The organism is Breznakiella homolactica (assembly GCF_016616095.2).
In the GTDB taxonomy this organism is placed as follows: domain Bacteria; phylum Spirochaetota; class Spirochaetia; order Treponematales; family Breznakiellaceae; genus Breznakiella; species Breznakiella homolactica.
In genome coordinates, this window is sequence record NZ_CP067089.2 from 2,632,301 (window position 1) to 2,653,366 (window position 21,066).

Consider the following 21,066-nt stretch of genomic DNA (forward strand, 5'->3'; position numbering starts at 1 on the left):
TATGCGCGTTGTTATTGTCGGTGCCGGCCTCGTCGGGACCCAGCTTGCCCAGTACCTTATCCAGGAAAAGCACGATGTTTCCCTGATTGAATCAAATGAGGAACGGGCACGGCACGCGTCCAACCGCCTGGACTGTCTGGTAATCCATGATGAAGGAAACAGCCTCAGCGCCCTGGAAGAAGCGGGGGTCGCAAAAGCCGACGCCCTGGTCTGCGTCACCGATTCCGACGAAGTCAACATGATCATCTGCGGGCTGGCGGCGTCCCGGCATCCGGACCTTCTTAAAATAGCCCGGGTCAGGAACGACGATTACGTGCGGCTCAACCGATCCGGGGAACGGATCCTCGGCATAGACCATTTTGTGCACCCCGACGTGGAAGCCTCCCGGTCGGTGCTCAACGCCGTGGAGCACGGCGCGTTAGGGGATGTGCTGGAATTTTCAAACACCCCCTACGAACTCGGGTCCATTGATATCGCCCCCTCCAGCGCCTTTGACGGACTTTCTCTGATGGATTTCCGGTCCCTGGTAAAAGGCGAAAGCCTGGTTACCCTCATAGAGCGGGAAAGCGAAAGCCTGCTCCCAACGGGCGCAACGGTCCTAACAAAGGGCGACCGTATCCACGTCCTGGCCAAGGAAAGCGAACTTGAGAATATCTTCCGGCTGGCGGGACGCTCCCAGAAACACCTCCGGAAAATCGGCATCGTCGGCGGCGGCCGGATCGGCGCCCTTGTGGCGGAGGGACTCCTGGGCCAGGAAAACGGCCGCCAGGCTTCACTGCTGTCCTTCTTCAAATCCCTCGGGGCGAAAAGCAGCAAACACGTCATCATCATCGAGAAGGATTACGCCCTCTGCAAGGAACTGTCCGTGCGGTTCCCCGAAGCCCTGATCCTCAACGAGGATATTTCCGATGAAAGTTTTATCGCCGAGGAACGGATCGATGGTCTGGACCTGCTCATCACCACCACCGACGACCAGGAGCTGAATATTATCGCTTCGGTGTACCTTAAATCCCGGGGAGTGGGCAGGACCATAGCCCTGGTCACCGGATCGGGATACGCCGCCATATCCCGCCAGCTCGGGGTCGATGTGGTGATACCCATGAAGTCGGTAATAGTGGATTCCATACTTTCACATCTCATGGGCAAAGGCGTTAAGGGCGTCCACCGGATCGGGGACGGCAGCATCGGGATAATCGAAATCGAAGTCCCCCAGGGCGTTCCCGTGGAGGGCAAATCCCTGGCGGAGTTCCGGCTGCCCGCCGGGGGCCTGGTAATGCTGGTCAAACGCGGCCCCGTCTCGTTTATACCCCGGGGGGACTATGTCTTTGAATCCGGGGACCGGATCATCCTGATCGCCAAGAACGGAAACGAAATGGAAATAGAGAAGCTCTTCGGTTCATCAAAATGAAAACGGGAGTCTTTATCCGTATACTGCTTATTCTTCTGGCCGTGGTCGCGGCGGCCATGGTTTTTCCCCTGATCATTGCCGCTGCCTCCGGAGAATCCCGGATGGTATTGGCCTTTCTTATCCCCGCGGGAACCGCCGTAATCGCCGCCGTGCCCGCGGCGGTAAAAATAAGAAAACAGAAAATCAGCTTCAGTGTTTCCGACGGATTCCTGCTCGTGTTTCTGGCATGGGCCCTTATCGGGGTTTTCGGCGCGGTTCCGTATATGCTGTCGGGGCTCTTCGGAGGTTTTACCGACGCTGTTTTCGAAAGCGTCTCGGGGTTTACCACCACCGGGGCTACGGTAATCGGAGATATAGAAGCCATGCCCCGGTCTCTGCTGTTCTGGCGGGGTATGACCCACTGGCTCGGAGGGATGGGTATCGTGGTACTCACCGTGGCCTTGCTTCCACTTCTGGGAGTCGGCGGAGCCCGGATGTTCCAGGCGGAAAGTCCCGGCCCGGAAAACGACAAGGTTACCCCCAAGGTAACGGAAACCGCGAAAATCCTCTGGTTTTTCTATATTATCCTTACGGCGGCCCAGTTCCTGCTCCTTTTAGCCGGCGGCATGGACTGGTTCGACGCGTCGGTCCACGCGTTTTCCACCATGGCAACCGGCGGATTCAGTACCCGGAACAGCAGCATCGCGGCGTATAATTCACCCTGGATCGAATGGGTCTGCACGGTGTTTATGGTCCTGGCGGGGTTCAACTTTATTCTGTACTACCGGCTGTTAAAAGGAAAATTCCGGGATGTCCTGAACAATACCGAAGCGAAAGCCTACTGCCTTATACTGCTCACGGCCGTAACCATTATCACCCTGAGTATACTGCCCGGGGCGGCGTCCTTCGGCGAGGCCCTGCGGCAGGCGTCGTTCCACGCCGCGTCGATCCTGACCACCACGGGGTTTGCCGTCACCGACCATAACCTGTGGCCGTCCCTGGCGCAGGCGGTACTTTTTCTCCTCATGTTTGTCGGGGGGTGCTCCGGATCCACCGCGGGTGGCATCAAGGTGATCCGCCAGGTGGTGCTATTCAAGCAGGCGGGCAACGAGATGAAAAAGCTCATCTACCCCAAGGGGGTATTCAGCATTAAACTGAATAAGAAGGAAGGCCGGAAGCACGTTGTGTACGGGGTGGCGGGATTCGTGTTTCTGTACCTGGTGCTGGTACTTGCGGTCACGGTCTTTACCGCGACAGCCGGGACGGATATCTTTTCATCCCTCAACGCGGCGCTTATCACCGTGGGGAACATCGGTCTCGGCCTGGGACGGACCGGGCCGGCATACACTTTCGGTGATTTTCCCGGGTATCTTAAATGGGTCTTTTCGTTCGCCATGATTGCCGGCCGGCTCGAACTGTGGACCGTGTTCGTGTTCTTTTCCCGGGATTACTGGCGGAGGTAGTATGGGAGGACAGGCGGAACCATGAGACAGCTGATGCTGCTCCGTATTTTAGTACTGCTCCTCGGGATAGTGGCTCTCTTTATGGTCCCGGCTCTGGGACTCGCCATTGCCGGCGGCGACCTGCCTATGGTTAAGGCCTTTGCCCTGCCCATGGGAATTGCCCTGATCCTCGCCGCCCCGGCGGCTGTGTTTACCCGTAAATTTCCATCCCGGCTCAGCGCCAGGGATGGGTTCCTGCTGGTGTTCCTGATCTGGGTTTTCTCAAGCCTCATGGGGGCGCTGCCCTATTATCTGTCCGGCCAGGGTATAACTTTTACCGACGCGGTTTTTGAAAGTACCTGCGGGTTTGCCACCACCGGGGCGACCACCATAAACGATGTGGAGGTCCTCCCGCAGCCGCTCCTGCTCTGGCGGAGCATGACCCACTGGTTCGGCGGCATGGGTATCGTGATGCTTACCGTCGCCCTGGTCCCCCTCCTGGGTGTTGGCGGATTCCAGCTGCTCAAGGCGGAAACACCGGGACCGGAAAAGGAAAAGATCACCCCCAAGGTAACGGCCACAGCGAAAATTCTCTGGCTCGTGTACATGGTCCTCACCGCCGTACTGACGGTTCTGTTTGCCCTCGGCGGCATGGAATGGTTCGACGCGCTGTGCCACGCCTTTACCACCATGGCGTCCGGAGGAATCAGCACAAAGAACAGCGGTATTGCGTACTACGACTCAACGTTTATCGAAACAGTGTGCGTACTCTTCATGCTCCTGGCAGGGCTCAACTTCAATCTGTACTATAAACTGTTTAAGGGAAAATTCCGGGAGATCCGGGAAAACACCGAAGGCCGGGTGTACCTGTTTATTTTCCTTGCCGCCACGGTTATTCTGACCGTCTCCCTGGTGCCGGTCTACGGGTCCGCCGGGTCGGCCCTGCGGTACGGCGCATACCAGGCGGCATCGATCCTGACCACCACCGGGAGTTCCACCGCCGATTACATGCAGTGGCCGGGCCTGGCCAAGGGAATACTCCTGTGCCTCATGTTTGTGGGGGGCTGCTCCGGATCCACCGCGGGGGGAATCAAGGTTATCCGCCACGCGGTACTCTTCAAACAAGCCGGGAACGAACTCCGCCGCATTATCTATCCCCGGGGGATTTTTTCCATCACCCTCAACAAAAAGGTCGGCCGCCGGGATGTGGTCTACGGGGTGGCGGGTTTCTTTTTCCTGTACATGGCGGTCATCGCCGTGACGGCCCTCATTGTTGCCGCCTCGGGAACCGATGTGGTTTCATCCTTCAGCGCCGCCCTGGCAATGGTCAGCAATGTGGGCCTCGGTTTCGGCACCGTGGGCCCCGGCCAAACCTACGCGGCTTTTCCCAACCATATCAAATGGCTTTTTTCCTTTGTCATGATAGCGGGCCGCCTGGAACTGTGGACGGTGTTCGTATTGTTTACCCCCGAGTACTGGCGAAGGTAGAGGGAAGCACAGAGCTGTCCAATCAAGCGGGAGGCCAATCCTGCGTTCCAGCCTTGCTGCACCATCAAGGCTTGCCGCCCAAAAAACAGGACCCCTGGCATGTTATTTATCCACGCTTCTGTACTGAGCAATCGGTACCGCGGGTGTACTGCTCCCATTCCGGACGGAGCAGCCGGTACTCGACCCGGTCTTTGGGTCTGCCCTCGTGCCAGGTATGGTCCTTGAATTCCGCTTCCTTGATCATTCCGCATTTTACCATCACGTTTTCCGAAGCCCGGTTCTCGGACAGGCAGCCGCAGGTGAGGCGGTACACGCCGCCTTCCTCAAAGGCGTACCGCATCACCTCCCGGAACGCCTCCGTAGTGTACCCCTGCCCCCAGTGCCGCTCCAGGATAAAGTACCCGGCCCCCGCGGTCTTTCCCGCGGGGGTTTCGGCGGTAACGGTATACCCGATCTCGCCGATATGTTCCCCGCCGGATTTACCTTCAATCCTGAAAAAATACAGCCGCCGGTCCGGGGAGCCGGCTTCCGCCACCGCCGATTCAAGATCACGCTTTGAGTCTTCCAGCGTATCGGCCTTGATATCCAATAGGTAGCGCATGACCCGGGGATCGGAAATAAGTCCGTGGTGGCCGGCCAGATCATCCATGGTGTGGTCCCGGATGCACAGCCGTTCGGTATACAAAACAACCATGGGATAATCCTATCACATATCCGGCGGCGACGCAGTATAACGGCGGTTATTAAAAACACACCCGAACCGTACCCAGAACGCGCGGACCAGCCGTTTCCCGGCCGTATAAGCGGCAGTGGTACGTTTCGGGTACGGATCGGGTCCCCTGCGGATACAGCGGAACCGGGTTCCGGGAGGAGGCGGTTTTTAACCGCGGTTATTGGAAATCCAGGGACAGGCAAGTATAGTAGATGTACAGCCGTCCGGTGGTGGTGGTTCCGCATCGCCGGAGAACAAAGGAGGACAAAGATGGAAAACCGGGGTGATACAGAGGTTGATGTATATTTGCTATCTTGTCCAATTATGGAGGTGCCGGTGATGTTGCTGCCGAGCTGACCTAGCCGCAATTAAACCCGAGGAGGCTCAAAAGCCGACGAAGCGTAAACATGTTGTTAGGTGCTTGTTTTTCCGGTTTTATTATTTCCAGCTTTTTTCTCCTTTGCAAAAAAGTGTAAACCGTTTATTAAGCAATGTACTACCTGCTACGAAAGCCCGTCATGGACAGCGGGCAGGCTCTTTTTTAATCCTGTTATAGGCCGTTTTTACTGACCCTATTCGTTACCAAGCTGCGTAATAACAATACAACCAACCAAGCCAGATTTAACCAGGCGAACCAATCTCCAAGCCTTGAGTAGACAGTTCGGGCACCGTTGATTGGTATGTAAGCCACAATGCTTTGGTTATCTGTCAAAAAATAATCCATGGCGGATAATCGATGTCCCTGGTAATCATACGCTTCTGAAATTCCATTGTTTGCAGCGCGTACCTGATTAAACCCCTGTTCAATACCTCTAAAACTTGCCATACGTGAATGCCAGGGATTAATATCAGGCCAATCATTAGCCGGGTTGATTAGAATGTCCGCATTTAATTTTCCGGCTTGGGCCGATAATTGCGGAAAATCAGCATCAAAGCAAATAAGAGCGCTCATGCGTCCGTATGGCGTATCAATGCTTTTAAGTTTCCCATCATCTCTGATTGAAATAGCCGCTTCAAAACCGGGTACCGGATGTGCTTTGAAGTATTCCCAGGCGATCCGTCCCTCAGGTGTTATCATAACTATTTTATTTTCCAGAAATCGATTGTTGTTCAAGCCTATATTAAAACTTAATAACGTCATTGCGAAATAAATTTTATGGGTAACCGCGACTTCCAGACCGCGGTTTATCAACGCCGGTTCATCTTCCTTAAGTATGGCGGCGTTACCTTCCCCCCAAAAAACAATTTTTGCTCCCCCCTCTGCTTCACGTACTGTCCTTGTGAGCAGATCTTCATTGTTTGCATTTGACCATATCCTGAATTGTTCTTTTTCAGTATCCGAAACTGTATTTAGAAACATATTCGCCAAGATATTCTGAGGCGCATCATCTTTTGAAAGAATTCCGGCTATGCGTACGATTTGAGAAACAGAAGGAAAGAATGTCAAACGAATCCCGCCGAACATTATTACTCCTGTTAGCAAAGATGCATAAAGGACAGCTGTTCTTTGTATTTTTGACGAACCAAAACCTTCATCCCATACCCAGTTACAAATTGAGGCGAACCAGCCTATCAGGAATGTAATACCCCATAATCCCGTTACGGACATAATCTGCAACAACTGCATGTTTCCGTATTGCGAATATGCTATAGCCCCCCAGCTCCCGTATGGGGCTATTGAAGTAAGATATTCTACCGTAACATAGGCTGTGGGAAATATAAGTGTGGATGCCCAGCCATTCAATTTTTTGCTGAATAATCGGTCTAAAGTATATGGAAGGGCGATAATAATGCCGAAACCTGCAAGAAGCAGGTAGTAAAAAATACCCGGTATTGGTATCATGCCGCGAAATTGAAAAGCAAATCCCGCGACAATAGCTACATATACAAACAAAATAGCGCGCCACGTTTTCTGTTCACGTGTAAATCGGAGCAGAAAAACCGGAGCCAGCCATGGCGCGATTGGAATCGAGTTAACGCCGTTCGAAAACAACAACAAACCGGTTGCGATCAGCCATATAGCAATAGGTTTTACCTGTTTTCTTAATATGAATAACATTCTAATATCCTCCGTAAAAATGCGTACCACATCCCATTTGATGTTTTCTTTATTTAATACGCAAATTAACAATAAAAAGGGAACTTACATTGCGGGATGAAATTAATCTGCATGTCTCCCAGCGTCGATGCATAGAATGATATATCTAAGCGGTTTTCTGTTTGCGGAAATGCAGCCCTATAATTCATAGTACAGAACATAGCGATTACTTACTTCATAATACTTGGATATTCCCTTTATAACTTTGAATTAGAACTATAGAGATAAATCTAAGCCGTGAGAATCATATAACCGGTAAGATACACGAATTAAATGTTAAGATGCACTATGGGTATTTTTTTTCTTTCGTTTCTGCAATATTTTATTCATTTCTTCTGCATCATTCCGGACCTTGACGAAATTAATCGAAAGACCAAATATATACACCACAATCCCCGTGACAACAAGAACCCATTGTTTTTCTTCACGCCAGCCGAAGAAAGCATTGCAGACAAGAATAATGACGACAATTAAGATTATATCGAGCATATACTCCAGAACAGGGTATTTACTTTCAAATTTGCGGGCAAAAAAAAGACCCAAGTGAATCAAAATGTTTGCTCCAATCAATTGAAAAAGTAAAGATACCGGGAAAGATCCATTCCAGACATCCTTAATAGAATATCCGTCAATTACCACACCAACAATTGCCAGAAAAAGCAGAACAGCACAGGAGGTTGCCAGAATATCTACAATCATTTTTTTTATTGCAGTTATCAATTATGCATCCTCCTGCAGTTTCCGCTTTATATCGTCATAATATTTTCTGGTAATAAGCAGGTGAATTCCATTGAACAGTGTTGCCTCCATGCGTCTGTTGAGCAGAGGCTTTAGTTTATCGAGTTTGTTTATATTTAGAATACAGTATTTGCTGATTTGAATAAAATCATAGTCCGCTAGTTTCTCCTTAAGCTGATACAGGCGGAGTTTAGTTTGATAGTTTTCCTTTTCACCGTAAACAAACGTTTTGTTGTCAACGCTTTCAATATAATAGATATCGGAAATATTTAACCGCTTCAAAGTGTCTTCCGAATAGCAATCGATTCTTACTTCGACTCTTTTCAACAAAGAAACTATATGCTCAACAGTTTTATTTTTTTCCGGATATTTTATAATTATTTCAATATCCTTTTGTAAAGGACACTGTTCCAATTTGATGGTCATTTTGTTGATTATTCCCATAATTTATGGTTATTATCAAGATGTTATTTTTAACATTTTACTTGGGTGATTTCAGTTTATATTTTGTTTACCGTTACAGCTACACGACGCGGCTTGAGCGCAACCGGTGCAAACTAAATGTTGTTGAGGGAGTCCTGGGAAGTGCCGGTAGCAAAGCTACCGGGCTGACCTAGCAGCAGCGGAATCGGGTGCGAGACAAATGTGTCTCTGGATATTTATAAGCGCTGTAATTATACTTCTCATTCTTCCAAGTATGTCCGCTTAGAATGTCCAAGGAACGAGGATGCCTGACCGGACGCAGCCAAAGAACCTGCAGGGCGGCGCGGTTTTAACCATTATTTTATGAGCGTCTCTTTCAACACAGGTAAACAATTTTCCGCCACGGATGGCGGAAAATGATTCTAATACTCTTTGCTGTCTTTTATGGCTCTATCCAAATCCATAATGTTTTTGCCGGCATATAAAAGCCACTATCATACTCTTTATTTGGGAAATAGCTTACATAAAACCTTACAGAAAGTGTATGTAAGTATGATTCTACAGCATCCGCTTGCTCCTGGCTTTTATCTGACCATACCATATTGAGATCACCATCATTATACCAACCAAGATAATTACTGTCGCCGGCCTGTACCAAAATTTCTGAATACTCTGCTTCTGTAATAATACCGGAATCCCCAACTAGAGTTGAAGGAGGAGTTGATATACTGAGACCCCAAGTTTCAAGAACATTGGTATCAGAATCACCATTATCACAACCAATTAATCCTAAAACCAAAAGCCCAACAAGTACCAATAATCCAAATTTAGATTTCATAGAAAACCCTCCAAAAAATATTAAAATCCCATACGAGACTTTATTATTAAAACGCCAATTAAGAACATATGTAGAATAGGCTCCACCACAGCCCCAAGCTAGGGAGTTCCACTTACTGTTGAATTTTCCGGGGAAACCCCACCACCCGGAAGCGCTCCCCGTTGCGGTCGATCGTATCGTCCCGAAGGAGAATTTCCAAAAAACCAGTATACCACGGACCTGCGGAAATTGGAAAACAAAAGAAAAAAACATATTGTAGCAGGCGTATTCGGAATCCGCATAGCAGTGCCTCGAACCTGCCCGGGAAAGACACCTCGTCCCCAGGAACCCGAAGTGGGGGTGGCGTAAGACTTGCCGCCTGCAGCGCCAAGTCTTTTAGGAGTTTTGCTCTGCAAAACTCCACAGATGGTCCGGCAAGGCTGGAGCCAGGGGGAGCAGCCCTCTTGACTGGGCAGTACCAAGGCGGTTGAGCCAGGAATCATCTGTGCCGTACTAATATCACCGGGTGTCGCGTATAAAAGGGTATGAGCGACTTTCGAGGCCGCAGGCCGCTGAGGAGCCATATCCTTTTATACACGACAGGCCCCGCGGAGCTAATTACACATGGATGATTCCTGGCTTGTCAGACTCGATGCTTCCCCTTATCTTGTTAAGAGGCCCCGTAACCCGGTATAATCCCATACCATGGATTATACGAAGAAAACCCACGACATGCCCCGGAGTGTAAAAAACCCTTCCAACCAGCACTGGGCCGACCAGGCCGCTGAAAAGGTTATCCGCGAGAAGGGCGAAAAGGACATATATACCTGCGCTTCGGGGATCACCCCGTCGGGCACCGTGCATATCGGCAATTTCCGGGAAATAATCTCAGTGGACCTGGTGGCCCGGGCGCTGCGGGACATGGGAAAACGGGTCCGGTTTATTTATTCCTGGGACGACTACGACGTGTTCCGGAAGGTTCCCAAAAACATGCCAAACCAGGAGGAACTTGAGAAATACCTCCGTTTCCCCATCACCATGGTTCCCGATCCCTTCGGCGCGGAGGAAAGCTTTGCCCGGCACAATGAGGTTGAAGTGGAACAGACCCTTCCCAAGGTCGGCATCCATCCGGAATTCATTTACCAGGCCAAGCAGTACCGTTCCTCTAAATACGCCATGGGCATCAGAAAAGCCCTGGAGCAGAAGGAAGAGCTCAAAACTATTCTCGATAAATTCCGGGACGAGGAACATAAGATCCAGGGTGAATGGTGGCCCATCAGCGTGTTCTGCGACAACTGCAACCGGGACGATACGGATATAGATTCCTGGGATAACGAATGGGCCGTGGCCTACCACTGCAATCTCTGCGGCCACAGCGAAACCGTGGACCTCAGGACGGCCAAGGCCGTCAAGCTCGGCTGGCGGGTGGACTGGCCCATGCGCTGGGAGCACGAGAAGGTTGATTTTGAACCCGCCGGCAAGGACCACCACAGTCAGGGCGGTTCCTTTGACACCGCCCGGCATGTGTGCAAGGACGTGTACGAGTGGGACGCGCCGGTAACCTTCCGCTATGATTTTATCGGCACCAAGGGAACCCCGGGCAAGATGTCCAGTTCCAAGGGGAACGTCATAAATCTGGATACGATCCTCAGGGTGTACACCCCGGAGGTGACCCGGTTCCTCTTTGCCGGCACCAGGCCCAACACGGAGTTCACCATTTCCTTTGACCTGGATGTGATAAAAATCTACGAGGATTACGACAAGACCGAACGTATCGCGTGGAAGGTTGAACCCGCCAAGGATGAGGCGGCCTATGAAAAGACCCGGCGCATCTACGAACTGTCCCAGACCGGTGAGATGCCCGAGAAGATGCCCTACCAGATTCCCTTCCGGCACCTGTGCAACCTCATCCAGATTGCCGACGGCGATATCGATAAGACCATCGCCGACCTTGAGGGCATCAGCCACAGCCAGATACCGGCCTTCAGGCAGCGGTGCGAATGCGCGAAATACTGGGTACAGGAATGCGCCCCCGAGGATTTTAAATTCCAGCTGCGGCCCGCGGGAGAAACCGCGGACTTAAGCGACGCCGAGAAGGCGGCGGTCCGGAGCCTGCGGGACGAGGTGGTCGGAAAGATCGAAAGCTTCGCCGACGACAAGGCCTGCGCCGAAGCTATCTACAAGGTCGCGGAAAACCACAGCATGGACGGGAAAGCCCTGTTCCGCGCGGCGTACCAGGCTTTGGTCGGCAAGGATCAGGGCCCCCGGCTGGCGAACTTCCTGAGATCCATCAGCAAGGACCGGCTTCTGGGAATCCTCAAAGCGTACTGAATGGCAGCGGACCGGCAGGGTTTCACCGAAGGAGAAATCCCCGAACTCTGGAATTTTATTTTCAACATTTCCCTGGGGATGCTCCACAACGAAGCGGACGCCGAGGACGCGGCCCAGGAAATCTTCCTCACGGTGTCCCGGAATATCGGCGGCTTCAGGGGCGAAAGCTCGGTTAAGACCTGGGTGTACCGTATCGCGAAAAACCATCTCCTGGACTTCCGGCAGAAGCGTTTTAAAGACCCCATCAGTTTCGAGATCTTTGAAGGGGATGTGCGGAACTTCAAACCCTATAACAACGAACTGGGCCTCACCGCCGAAGAAGAGAAGCAGTACATCGAAGAAGTAAAAACCGGATGCACCGCCGCCATGCTGCAGTGCCTCAGTCCCGAAGACCGCTTCGCCTATATCCTGGGTTCGATCTTTGGGTTAGATTCGGAGACCGCCGCGGACATCTGCGGAATTACGGAACCGGCCTTCCGCCAGAAGCTGTCCCGGGCGAGGCGGAAGATCGCGAACTTCATGAATAAAAACTGCGGCCTCCTCAATGAGGAGGCTCCCTGCAAATGCGGGAAGCGGCTGCTCATCGCCCTGGAGCGGGGCCGGATTGATCCTGACAGGATCCGGTTTAAGACGGAATCCCGGACCATACGGGACTACCTGGGAGAACTCAACACCGTCGATACGGTGGCCGCGGTTTTCCGGGACAATCCGTATATTGATAAGAAGGCTCTCTTCCATTCCATGCTGTCGGACGAAAACGCCCCCTACTCTGAAGGAATAAACTTACTTCAGAAATACATGGGAAAGGAAGCCCACCAGGGCTCCGAGAATTAGGGTATTCAGCATAATAAACGGAATCCCCTTTGGGTCAAGCTTGTAAATGAGAAACAGCATAGGCACTATAAAGAGCAGCGCCGTGACCATGCCGTTGAGCCAATGGACGCGCACCAGGCCGATCCTGGGAATAAAAAACGCCAGGATGAGCCAGGTGGCAAAGGCCGAAATGCTGAAAAACTTGTCCAGCTTCATGACGATCATGGGGACCGTATCCAGAATGGCCGCGCCTAATCCGATGGCCAGGGAAATAAAAAACTGCCGCATAAAAACTCCTAACCGTTGTTGCTTACCCGGGAACTCCCCGGGACTTATTAAACAGTTAGACGGATGCAGGTTCTGTTCTGTGACAGGAAAAACGTTTTTTTTCGTAATTTTTTAAGCGGGAATGACCGGGGCTAAATCCGGCCAATACGGGCTTCCTCATGATAGCATAAAGAACTAAACACGGAAGGGCAGAATCACCGGCCGATGGTTTCAGCAGTATAGAGGAACGAGTATCCGAGACCATAACCCCTTCATCCGCGGCAGGGTCCGCAGCATATCCGGGTATGGCACAAAAGCATGGCGGGAACAGTCCCTGCGGAATGTCTGCTGGAAAAAATCCCCGTGCCCGGGGATTTTTTCCAGCAGACGGGCCCCCGGGATTGGTATCTCCATGCTTTTGTGAGGGAATCTAAGTATACTTCGGTTACCCTGCCGCTAGAACCCCTTTGGCACCCGGGAAAATACCTTCCTGATCCGGTCCATATCAAACTTCTCGGAACGATCATAGAAATAGATTCCATTCTTCTCCTGCTCCACATCGGTCAGTTCGGTATAGCAGTACCCGCAGTTGAACGGAGCGTTGAGCACCGCCTCGGTGAGGCCCTCAAGGCGGGTGTAGAAATCCTCCAGGCTCGTGGGGGAATCCCCGTAGCCCCAGGATACGAGGTTCTGGCCGTGCATTGCCGACTGATCCAGCTGGGTTTCCGGGTCCCATTTGATTCCGCCGTACTCATCCATAAGGTAGGGCTGCCCGGTGTACTCCGGTTCAAAGTCGGGGTAATTCTTAAAGGGCTGCCCCTCGGCGCTAAGTTCCAGTTTTTGCGTAAGCTTGGCCGGATCCTGTTCATAGGAATGGGCGGTCCACACATCGGTTACGTAATGGATGTAGCCGCTGGCGTCGTTAACCGGCCGGGAGGGATCGATCATCTTGCACAGCTGGTACGCGTCCCGGTGAACCCGTTTGTGCACCAGGGGATTGGTGAACTGGTATGTTTCATTGAAGGGGGTCCAGATGAGGATGCTGGGATGGTTGCGGTTCTGGGTGACCAGTTCGGCCCATTCGGAGAGGAAGTTCCGCGGGGGAAGCCCTTCGGTATTGTAGTCCAGGCCCCAGCTGGGGCTTTCGCTCCAGCAGATATACCCCAGGCGGTCGGCCCAGTAGTAGTACCGCTGCTCGAACACCTTCTGGTGCAGCCGGGCTCCATTGAACCCCGCGGCGATGCCCAGTTCAATGTCCTTCTTTAAAGCGGCATCGTCCGGCGCCGTCCACAGTCCGTCGGGATAATAGCCCTGGTCCAGGACCAGCCGCTGGTAGAGAGGCTTATTGTTGAGGAAAATTTTTCCGTCCGCGATATGGACTTTCCGCATGCCTGCGTAGGACACTACGGAATCAACGGTACGGCTGTCCTTGTCCGCAACGGAGGCGGTCACGTTGTACAGGTACGGATCCTCCGGAGACCAGAGCCGCGCCCCGGGAATCTCAAGGGCGACGGGCCCTCCGTTGGAAGCCGTTCCGCGCCAGGACGCCGCGGTGCCGCCGCCGGCATCGGTTACGATAAGGGACAGAGCATCCCCTTCGGACTGGCCGTAGAATTCCGGGATAACCGTGAGTGTATTGGTATCGATATTCGGGATAAGCTGGAGCTGCCTGACCGCGCCGGGTTTGACCGCCTCCATCCACACGGTCTGCCAGATACCGGTAATCCTGGTATAAAAACACTTGTAGGACTGGAGATAGGAACTCTGCTTGCCCGACGGGATGGTTCCGTCCCAGAGATTGCTCGTGACCTTAACCACAAGATCGTGGGTGTTCCCCGGCTGTACAGCCCGGGAAATATCCACGGTAAAACTGCTGCTCCCGCCGTCATGGAAATCAACCAGTTTTCCGTCAATGAATATTTCCGAATGGTAGAACACCGCCCCGAAATGGAGCAGGATGATCTTATCCGTATATTCCGCGGGAATGCTGATCTTCCGGTGGTAGAACATATAGTTGATGATGTCCTTCTCTCCGGTGCCGGACAGTTTGCTTTCCGGCGGATAGGGAACGATTATTTTTTTGTCAAATCCCGCGCTGTTTTCGTGTTCCGAATAATCACCCTGGGCCGCGAAATACGGCGGCCGCATGACGATTTTATAAGTCCATTCACCGTTGAGGTTGATCCAATCCTTCCGCTCAAGCTGGGGCCGGGGATACTCATTCCTGGGCACATGCTGGTCCATATACCAATCCTTATAGTTATTCTATAGGGCGGCTAAAAACCGCTTTTATCCTTTTACCGCTCCGGCTATACCGGAGACGAAATACTTCTGAAGAACAATAAAACAGACCACAATCGGAATGAGGCTCATGGTTCCGGCGGCGGCCATGCCGGACCAGTCGGTCTCGTTGGCGCCCTGGAATGCCATCATCCCTACCGGCAGGGTCCTGAGGGACGGAGTCCCGAAGGTAAACACCAGGGGAATCATGAAATTGTTCCACGCCGTCATAAACGTAAGGATGGTAACCGTGGCGGTCACCGGTCCGGTCATGGGCAGCATGATCCGCGAGAACACCGTAAAAAATCCCGCGCCGTCGATGACCGCCGCCTCCGGCAGGGATTCGGGAAGCTGTTCAAAAAAACCTTTGTACAGCAGGATCGAAGTCACCTGTCCTCCCCCGGCCATGGCCAGGATGAGCCCGGTCCGGCTGTTGAGGAGCCCCATTTTCTGACTCAGCTCCACCGTGGGAATAATTGTGGTCCCCACGGGTATCAGGAATGTTGCAATCAGGACCGACAGGATTATTGTCTTCCCTCTGAAATTATACCGGGCCAGAACATACCCTGCCAAGGCGCACCGGATCACCACGATCAGTATGGTAAAGACCGTGGTAATGACGCTGTTCATAAAGTACCCGCTGAAACCGCCCTTTACCCAGGCCCGCCAGTAATTCTCAAAATGGATACGGTCGGGGATCAGGTTGAGGCCCTTCTGGAATATTTCCATAGTTGTCTTGAACGAAGCGCTGACCATCCAGAGAAAAGGATAGATCCAGCAGAAACAGAAGAACGCGAAGATAGCGACCAGGATCCAGATGAGCTGCTTTCTGCTCAGTCTCGTTTGGGAATTCATGTCAGTCCCCCTTCCGGATGATTTTATTCAGGGACAGCTGCACCACGGTGAGTACGATAAAGAACAAACCGAAGACGGTCGCTGCCGCCGAGGCGTACCCGAGCCGCGGAATGGACGAACTGAAAGCCCAGCGGTATATAAAGATTTCAATAACTTCGGTCCTGAAGAAGGGGCCGCCCTTGGTGAGGGTGAGCATCAGGTCGAACACCCGGAGGGCGTCGCTCAGGGTAAGGATCAGGATAATGACGCCGAAGGGAACCAGCAGCGGCGCGGTGATTTTTGTGAAGGACTTCCAGGCGTTGGCCCCGTCGATCTTCGCGGACTCATACAGTTCCTCGGGGATACTCTGGAGGCTGGCGATCCAGTAAATCAGGGAAATACCCAGCCACTTCCAGCACCAGATAACGCCGGAGGTAACCAGGGCAGTGTCGGCGTTCCCCAGAAGGAAAATATTCTCCTTCATAAGTCCGAGTTTCATAAGGATAATATTGACCGGCCCCTGGGAGGGATCGAAAAACATATTCATAATCGTGCCGATGATGGCACTGGTGGTTACCACGGGAATAAAAATCATCACCCGGAAAAAGGATTTGAATTTGAACCGGCTCCAGTTTAACAGGAGCGCTATGGCCAGGGAAACGAAAAAGCGGATCGGCACCACAATAACAAGAAAAAGAAAGGTTACGGAAATACTGTTCCAGAAAAGGCTGTCGGAAAAAAGTTCCCGGTAATTTTCCAATCCGGTAAAGGTCCCGGAGCTCTGGAATCCGTTCCAGTCCAGCAGGGAATACCAGAAGGTCGCTATCACCGGCCATATCGTATACATACCGTAGAGGATCAGCGTAGGAGCCAGAAAAAGATATATCCATCCGTAGGGGACTTTTTTTAAGGATTGCCTCATCTCCGCCTCCGCCCTATGGTATCCGGCCGCCGGACCGGAAAGGCTCCGGTGTGTTCCGGAGCCTTTATTTCAATCCAGCAGTAGCTTAATACTTATCGCTGGTATAGTTCATACCGTACTGCCAGTTGGGGAATTTCCAGTCATCGATCGAAACTTTGACTCCCTGGTCCTGGATCTTCTTGATCGCCCGGTCCCGTTCCCGGGTCATGGCATCGTTGTATTTTACGAGCTCCGCCTTCCAGTCTTTGATCGCCCCGGAGTAGTACCCCTGGAGGATTTCCGCGGGATTGGGATGAACCTCCCGCATCTCCGCGTACACCTGGGCGGTGTCGGGATTTTTCAGGATGGGATGGGGTTCAAAGCCCATGGTACGGCCGAAGATGTCGATTACTTCAACATAGGTGGAATGTACATCCGCCTGCTTAACCGCCGACAGTTTGAGGGGCGGCTGGTCCATGCGGTTCGCCAGCTGGATGTAGTACTCATCGGAGGTAAGTTCTTTGAGAATATCCGTCGCGGCCTGGACATTGCCGGAGTTGCTTGAGATGAAGAAGGTTCCTCCCGGAGGCATCCGGTATACGGTGTAGGGAATCCGGTCGTTTTTCCGGGCCGGCTCCGCCACGCCCATCTGGTCGAGGATTGCGGGGAAATTGCTTTTTACCACCCCGACATTCCAGCTGCCGTCAAAGAGGATCGCCGCTTCGCCGGCGGCCCAGCGTTCCCGGGCGGCGCGCATATCCAGGTTCACCGAAACCGGGTGCACACTGCCGTCGTCCTTGAGGCCCGTGAGGAATTCAAACACTTCAAAATACGCGGGGGACGCGAACTGGTATTCGCCGGTTTTCCAGTCCACTTCCCGGGCGCCGCCGGAGGCGTTGGCCCAGTCCTTAATGGAATCGTTCATCCGGGTGGTAAATGAAATCGGCAGAACCACGCCGTACATTTTGCCGCCGGACTGCTGGGTTACTTTTTTTGCCAGGTCACGGATTTCGGCAAAGCTCTGGGGCATGGTCCTGTAGCCCGCGTCGGCCACGGGTTTTTTATGGTACCAGGTGGCAACGTTGTGGTTGAGGACGTTCATGGTCGGGAAGGAATAGACCTTTCCGCCGAATACCGTAAATCCCTCAAACAGGTTTACCGTGACGTAATCCGGGAGATCCTTGAGTTCCAGGGCCATGGGAGAGAACCAGCCTTCCTTCTGCATGGAAGGAACCGTGTTCTGGGGAAAGGTCATGGAGAATACGTCAGGGCTCTGGTTCGAGCGGAAAGCCAGAAGCAGGGCTTCGCTCTGCTTCGCCGGATCGTACTGGGTGTAATTCACTTTTATTCCGGTCTGCGCGGTGTAGGCATCCCATATCTGCTGGTGCAGCGGTGCGATAGGCATAAAGTGGTCCCACCACTCAATGGTATCACTTGCCCGGTTTCCCGCGCCTCCTGCCTGGCCGCCTTTGTCACCGCCGCCGCCGGCGAAACAGAGAACCGCCGCTGAAAAAAGCAGTACCATTAAAACGGTAAATTTTCTCATACATTCCTCCAAAATTTTTATACACTCTCCAAAACCCGGAACGGCAGGCCGGCCCGGGCTCCATTACTAAAAAACTACCAGTCGGATTTTCGGACCGGCAGAGGATCCGCGGTATGGCACCAGCGGTTGAGCAGTTTTTCAAGGAGTTCGGTTTTTACCGCGGCGTACCGGGGACTGCCGTACTGGTTGGTATGTTCGCCGGGGTCTTCCTCAAGGTCGTAAAGCTCCCCGGAGTTGTCGCTGTGGGCGGCCACCAGTTTGTACCGGTCCGTCCGCACCATGGTGGCGAAGGCTTTCGGGTCCTTGTGCCAGGGCATGGCGTTGAGGTATTCGCAGTACACCGATTCGTGATGGCTGTCGCCGGTCCGTCCTTCCAGAAGCGGCTCCAGGGACTGTCCCTGCATACCTTCATACGCGGGCAGGCCGCAGAGGTCCAGAAGTGTCTGGGGCAGATCGTTGAGTTCCGCCAATGCTTTGTACCCTTTCGGCGCGATACGGTTTTTCCAGTGGATGATCAGGGGAACCTTCACGCTGCATTCGTAGAAGAACGGCCCCTTAAGGTATATCCCGTGGTCGCCCAGAAGTTCCCCATGGTCGCTCATAAAAATTACGATGGTGTTTTCCCGCTGGCCGGTCTCGTCCAGGGCGTCCAGCATGCGGCCGACCTGCATGTCGATGAGGTCGCACATGGCCCAGTATGAAGCCCTGATCAGACGATGGTCCGTATCGGACATTTCCGTATAAGGATAACCGGCGTTGTGGTTGTACGCCCCGGTATGGTCCTGGCGCTGCCACACGGGTTTTTCCAGTTCCTCCCCCGCGCGGTAGGACGGCAGGGGGATATCATCCAGTTTACCGAGATACCGCTGGAGCAGCTCCTCCGGCGCGTCAAAGGGATGGTGGGGATCGTACATATTCACGCTGAACAGCCAGGGTTTGCCTGAATCCTTCCTCTGTTCAATAAAATCTACTGCCTTTTGGGCGCACCAGTACGCCTGGGTTTGATCGACGGGCATACCGTTCTGCACCCATTTCGTATCGCTGCGCTGTTCCGTTTTATACCCGGTATTATGGACTTCCTTAAGCCAGCGGTAATATTCATTCTGAATCCCCCATGATGGGCTCGTATCGTGGGACCAGTGGAATTCATCGTATCCGTCGTTTATTCTCGGTTCCATTTCCGTGGCCCCCGCCGCGGGATTGCAGGCGCTGAGGTGGAGCTTGCCCGACAGTCCGCAGTAATAGCCGGCGTCATGGAAGATTTTGGTAACGAGTTTTTCCGTGGGGGGAATATCCGCCCCGTTCTGCCGTGTGTGGGAGGTCACGGGATACCGGCCGGTTAAAAAACTCCCCCGGCTGGGGGTGCACACCGGCGACTGGCAGAAGGCGTTTTCAAAAAGAGCGGATTCCCGGGCAAGGGAATCCAGCACCGGAGTAGAAACAAAGGTATTCCCGTAACATCCCAGAGTGTCAAACCGCTGCTGGTCCGTGCAGATCCACAGGATATTGGGGGATTTTCGTGCATCCATAGTACAACCCTTTCAGTAAAGATCACTGTTCTTGGTAGTATAAGCTTAGGGGCGGTTCCGGGATCCAGCAATCGGCAAAGGTATCAATGTTTTATGAATTCGTCTCATTATTTGTAAAAAAACAGCAACCCGTGCTACACTGATACCATGAGGATTGTCAGAGAATACAACCGGATTCCGCAAAGCTGTGTGGAACGGTTCATCCCGTCCCGGATGCTCACCGATACGGTTTTCTCCAAAATGGGAATTTTAAACGGCGGAATCAGTACTTTCCATGAAGGTTCATACATAAAAAGGCCGACGAAACGGGCGTACCACATATTGATTTTTACAATATCCGGAAAAGGTTCCTTTACCATGGAAGACGATACCACGGTGGTCACCAGCCTGCCGGATATCTTTTTTTCTCACGCCGACGGCCAGGGCCATATTCACCTGCCCCACACCACTCCCTGGACCATTCTCTGGTTTCAGATCAGCCGGGAATGCGCCTGGCTTGTCCCGCCCTTCGACGACTGGGGCATCCTCACCGCCAGCACCCCGGAACACGCGGTGCGGCTCCATACCATCCAGGAATCGATCCTCAGCGAGGAACTTTCCACCCACGACGAAGGCCGGCGGGTCCAGGAACTGTACGCGGAACTCTTCATGATTTACCTCAAGCGGGAACTCAGGATGCAGCAGAACCACGCCCTGGGGCGGCACCAGGTACAGATGAACCGGCTCTGGAAAGCAGTGGCCACATCCCTGGATAAGCCCTGGGATCTGCGGGATATGAGTGATTTTACCGGCATAAGCCGGGCTCACCTGTCCCGGCTCTGTATGGTATTTTACGGCAAGCCGCCGGGAGAAAAGGTCCGGGAAATAAAGATGGAGCATGCCCGGTCCCTGCTGCGCCACTTCAACTGCCAGGTATCGGAGGTTTCGGAATTGATCGGCTACGAAAATACATCGTCATTTTCCGCGGCCTATAAAAAACACTTCGGCTATTCACCGAAACAGGAGACTTTGCTTGCCGGCAAAGCAGCATGGCTGATACCGGAATCGGGGGTCCTGCCGGGATAGTATGGGGTATGGCTCCTCGTCGGCCTTCGGCCTCGAAAGTCGCTCATACCCCATACTATCCCGGCACCCCGCGTTACCCGTAAAACCCCATGCTGCTTTGCCGGCTCATCGGAGGGATGGGTGACGGAGGCCATTTCCGGGTAAGTATGGTACCGGACGCAGGTGGCATAACCCAGGAACCAGAAGTGGGGGTAGCGTAAGACTTGATGCCATAGGCGTCAAGTCTGGAGCGAGGGGGAGCAGCCCTCCCGCGAAGGGCAGCACTGAGCCGGTTAAGCCGGAAAGCACCCGCCGATGATGGTAACACCGGGTGGCGTATAAAAAGGGGATTGTGCGACTTTCTAGGCCGAAGGCCGACGAGGAGCCAATCCCCTTTTTATACGACAGGACCCGCA

The 21,066-nt window shown here is 53.0% G+C and carries 17 protein-coding genes; 6 read left to right on the top strand and 11 right to left on the bottom strand.

Annotated features, from left to right (window positions below):
* The first annotated feature begins 1 nt into the window (after window position 1).
* Genes trkA through JFL75_RS11910 form a run of 3 tightly spaced genes read left to right on the top strand, consistent with a single transcriptional unit; the run spans window position 2 to window position 4,317 of the window.
* Window positions 2-1,408, top strand: a complete 1,407-nt coding sequence (trkA, locus tag JFL75_RS11900; protein ID WP_215626905.1) for a Trk system potassium transporter TrkA — start codon at window positions 2-4, stop codon at window positions 1,406-1,408.
* Window positions 1,405-2,850 carry a TrkH family potassium uptake protein gene (locus tag JFL75_RS11905; RefSeq protein ID WP_215626906.1) on the top strand — a complete coding sequence of 482 codons (1,446 nt, stop codon included), beginning with the start codon at window positions 1,405-1,407 and terminating at the stop codon, window positions 2,848-2,850. Before trkA ends, JFL75_RS11905 begins: the two co-directional genes overlap by 4 nt.
* A gap of 21 nt (window positions 2,851-2,871) precedes the next feature.
* Entirely contained in the window at window positions 2,872-4,317 is a 1,446-nt protein-coding gene (locus JFL75_RS11910) for a TrkH family potassium uptake protein (protein ID WP_215626907.1), read from the top strand.
* Window positions 4,318-4,423: 106 nt separating this feature from the next.
* On the opposite strand, the gene JFL75_RS11915 is transcribed toward JFL75_RS11910, so the two are convergent.
* The 5 genes from JFL75_RS11915 to JFL75_RS11935 form a co-directional block, all read right to left on the bottom strand.
* The gene (locus JFL75_RS11915; RefSeq protein WP_215626908.1) at window positions 4,424-5,011 is read right to left on the bottom strand and encodes a GNAT family N-acetyltransferase; all 588 of its coding nucleotides are present in this window, start codon (window positions 5,009-5,011) and stop codon (window positions 4,424-4,426) included.
* 568 nt (window positions 5,012-5,579) lie between these two features.
* Window positions 5,580-7,088: a nitrilase-related carbon-nitrogen hydrolase gene (locus JFL75_RS11920; RefSeq protein ID WP_215626909.1), complete on the bottom strand. Its 1,509-nt coding sequence runs from the start codon at window positions 7,086-7,088 to the stop codon at window positions 5,580-5,582.
* A gap of 315 nt (window positions 7,089-7,403) precedes the next feature.
* Window positions 7,404-7,847 (bottom strand): hypothetical protein, encoded by a 444-nt coding sequence (locus tag JFL75_RS11925; RefSeq protein ID WP_215626910.1) that lies wholly within the window; start codon window positions 7,845-7,847, stop codon window positions 7,404-7,406.
* Window positions 7,848-8,291, bottom strand: coding sequence for a LytTR family DNA-binding domain-containing protein (locus tag JFL75_RS11930; protein ID WP_215626911.1), 444 nt, complete (start codon window positions 8,289-8,291; stop codon window positions 7,848-7,850).
* 439 nt (window positions 8,292-8,730) lie between these two features.
* Window positions 8,731-9,126 (bottom strand): hypothetical protein, encoded by a 396-nt coding sequence (locus tag JFL75_RS11935; RefSeq protein ID WP_215626912.1) that lies wholly within the window; start codon window positions 9,124-9,126, stop codon window positions 8,731-8,733.
* A gap of 711 nt (window positions 9,127-9,837) precedes the next feature.
* Between JFL75_RS11935 and lysS the strand changes: the two genes are divergently transcribed.
* Both lysS and JFL75_RS11945 read left to right on the top strand, forming a co-directional pair.
* Window positions 9,838-11,436 (top strand): lysine--tRNA ligase, encoded by a 1,599-nt coding sequence (gene lysS / locus JFL75_RS11940; protein WP_215628595.1) that lies wholly within the window; start codon window positions 9,838-9,840, stop codon window positions 11,434-11,436.
* Window positions 11,437-12,270 carry an RNA polymerase sigma factor gene (locus tag JFL75_RS11945; RefSeq protein WP_215626913.1) on the top strand — a complete coding sequence of 278 codons (834 nt, stop codon included), beginning with the start codon at window positions 11,437-11,439 and terminating at the stop codon, window positions 12,268-12,270.
* Here the strand turns inward: JFL75_RS11945 and JFL75_RS11950 are convergent.
* From JFL75_RS11950 to JFL75_RS11975, 6 genes are all read right to left on the bottom strand, one after another.
* Window positions 12,220-12,537: a hypothetical protein gene (locus tag JFL75_RS11950; RefSeq protein WP_215626914.1), complete on the bottom strand. Its 318-nt coding sequence runs from the start codon at window positions 12,535-12,537 to the stop codon at window positions 12,220-12,222. The two genes, JFL75_RS11945 and JFL75_RS11950, sit on opposite strands and share 51 nt — an antisense overlap.
* A 435-nt stretch (window positions 12,538-12,972) precedes the next feature.
* Window positions 12,973-14,760, bottom strand: coding sequence for a glycoside hydrolase family 2 protein (locus JFL75_RS11955; protein ID WP_215626915.1), 1,788 nt, complete (start codon window positions 14,758-14,760; stop codon window positions 12,973-12,975).
* Between the two features lie 45 nt (window positions 14,761-14,805).
* Entirely contained in the window at window positions 14,806-15,651 is an 846-nt protein-coding gene (locus tag JFL75_RS11960; protein ID WP_215626916.1) for a carbohydrate ABC transporter permease, read from the bottom strand.
* A 1-nt stretch (window position 15,652) separates the two neighbouring features.
* Complete coding sequence (locus tag JFL75_RS11965) at window positions 15,653-16,552, bottom strand: carbohydrate ABC transporter permease (RefSeq protein ID WP_215626917.1); 900 nt, start codon at window positions 16,550-16,552, stop codon at window positions 15,653-15,655.
* 85 nt (window positions 16,553-16,637) lie between these two features.
* The gene (locus tag JFL75_RS11970) at window positions 16,638-18,077 is read right to left on the bottom strand and encodes an ABC transporter substrate-binding protein (protein WP_215626918.1); all 1,440 of its coding nucleotides are present in this window, start codon (window positions 18,075-18,077) and stop codon (window positions 16,638-16,640) included.
* 74 nt (window positions 18,078-18,151) lie between these two features.
* Window positions 18,152-19,606 (bottom strand): sulfatase family protein, encoded by a 1,455-nt coding sequence (locus JFL75_RS11975; RefSeq protein ID WP_215626919.1) that lies wholly within the window; start codon window positions 19,604-19,606, stop codon window positions 18,152-18,154.
* A 147-nt stretch (window positions 19,607-19,753) separates the two neighbouring features.
* Between JFL75_RS11975 and JFL75_RS11980 the strand changes: the two genes are divergently transcribed.
* Window positions 19,754-20,671, top strand: coding sequence for a helix-turn-helix transcriptional regulator (locus JFL75_RS11980; protein ID WP_215626920.1), 918 nt, complete (start codon window positions 19,754-19,756; stop codon window positions 20,669-20,671).
* Window positions 20,672-21,066: the final 395 nt, after the last annotated feature.

Bases quoted from the DNA above. Each gene is read 5' to 3' on its own strand.
- trkA (WP_215626905.1), top strand. From the start codon at position 2: ATGCGCGTTGTTATTGTCGGTGCCGGCCTCGTCGGGACCCAGCTTGCC.
- JFL75_RS11905 (WP_215626906.1), top strand. From the start codon at position 1,405: ATGAAAACGGGAGTCTTTATCCGTATACTGCTTATTCTTCTGGCCGTG.
- JFL75_RS11910 (WP_215626907.1), top strand. From the start codon at position 2,872: ATGAGACAGCTGATGCTGCTCCGTATTTTAGTACTGCTCCTCGGGATA.
- JFL75_RS11915 (WP_215626908.1), bottom strand. From the start codon at position 5,011: ATGGTTGTTTTGTATACCGAACGGCTGTGCATCCGGGACCACACCATG.
- JFL75_RS11920 (WP_215626909.1), bottom strand. From the start codon at position 7,088: ATGTTATTCATATTAAGAAAACAGGTAAAACCTATTGCTATATGGCTG.
- JFL75_RS11930 (WP_215626911.1), bottom strand. From the start codon at position 8,291: ATGACCATCAAATTGGAACAGTGTCCTTTACAAAAGGATATTGAAATA.
- JFL75_RS11935 (WP_215626912.1), bottom strand. From the start codon at position 9,126: ATGAAATCTAAATTTGGATTATTGGTACTTGTTGGGCTTTTGGTTTTA.
- lysS (WP_215628595.1), top strand. From the start codon at position 9,838: ATGCCCCGGAGTGTAAAAAACCCTTCCAACCAGCACTGGGCCGACCAG.
- JFL75_RS11945 (WP_215626913.1), top strand. From the start codon at position 11,437: ATGGCAGCGGACCGGCAGGGTTTCACCGAAGGAGAAATCCCCGAACTC.
- JFL75_RS11950 (WP_215626914.1), bottom strand. From the start codon at position 12,537: ATGCGGCAGTTTTTTATTTCCCTGGCCATCGGATTAGGCGCGGCCATT.
- JFL75_RS11955 (WP_215626915.1), bottom strand. From the start codon at position 14,760: ATGGACCAGCATGTGCCCAGGAATGAGTATCCCCGGCCCCAGCTTGAG.
- JFL75_RS11960 (WP_215626916.1), bottom strand. From the start codon at position 15,651: ATGAATTCCCAAACGAGACTGAGCAGAAAGCAGCTCATCTGGATCCTG.
- JFL75_RS11965 (WP_215626917.1), bottom strand. From the start codon at position 16,552: ATGAGGCAATCCTTAAAAAAAGTCCCCTACGGATGGATATATCTTTTT.
- JFL75_RS11970 (WP_215626918.1), bottom strand. From the start codon at position 18,077: ATGAGAAAATTTACCGTTTTAATGGTACTGCTTTTTTCAGCGGCGGTT.
- JFL75_RS11975 (WP_215626919.1), bottom strand. From the start codon at position 19,606: ATGGATGCACGAAAATCCCCCAATATCCTGTGGATCTGCACGGACCAG.
- JFL75_RS11980 (WP_215626920.1), top strand. From the start codon at position 19,754: ATGAGGATTGTCAGAGAATACAACCGGATTCCGCAAAGCTGTGTGGAA.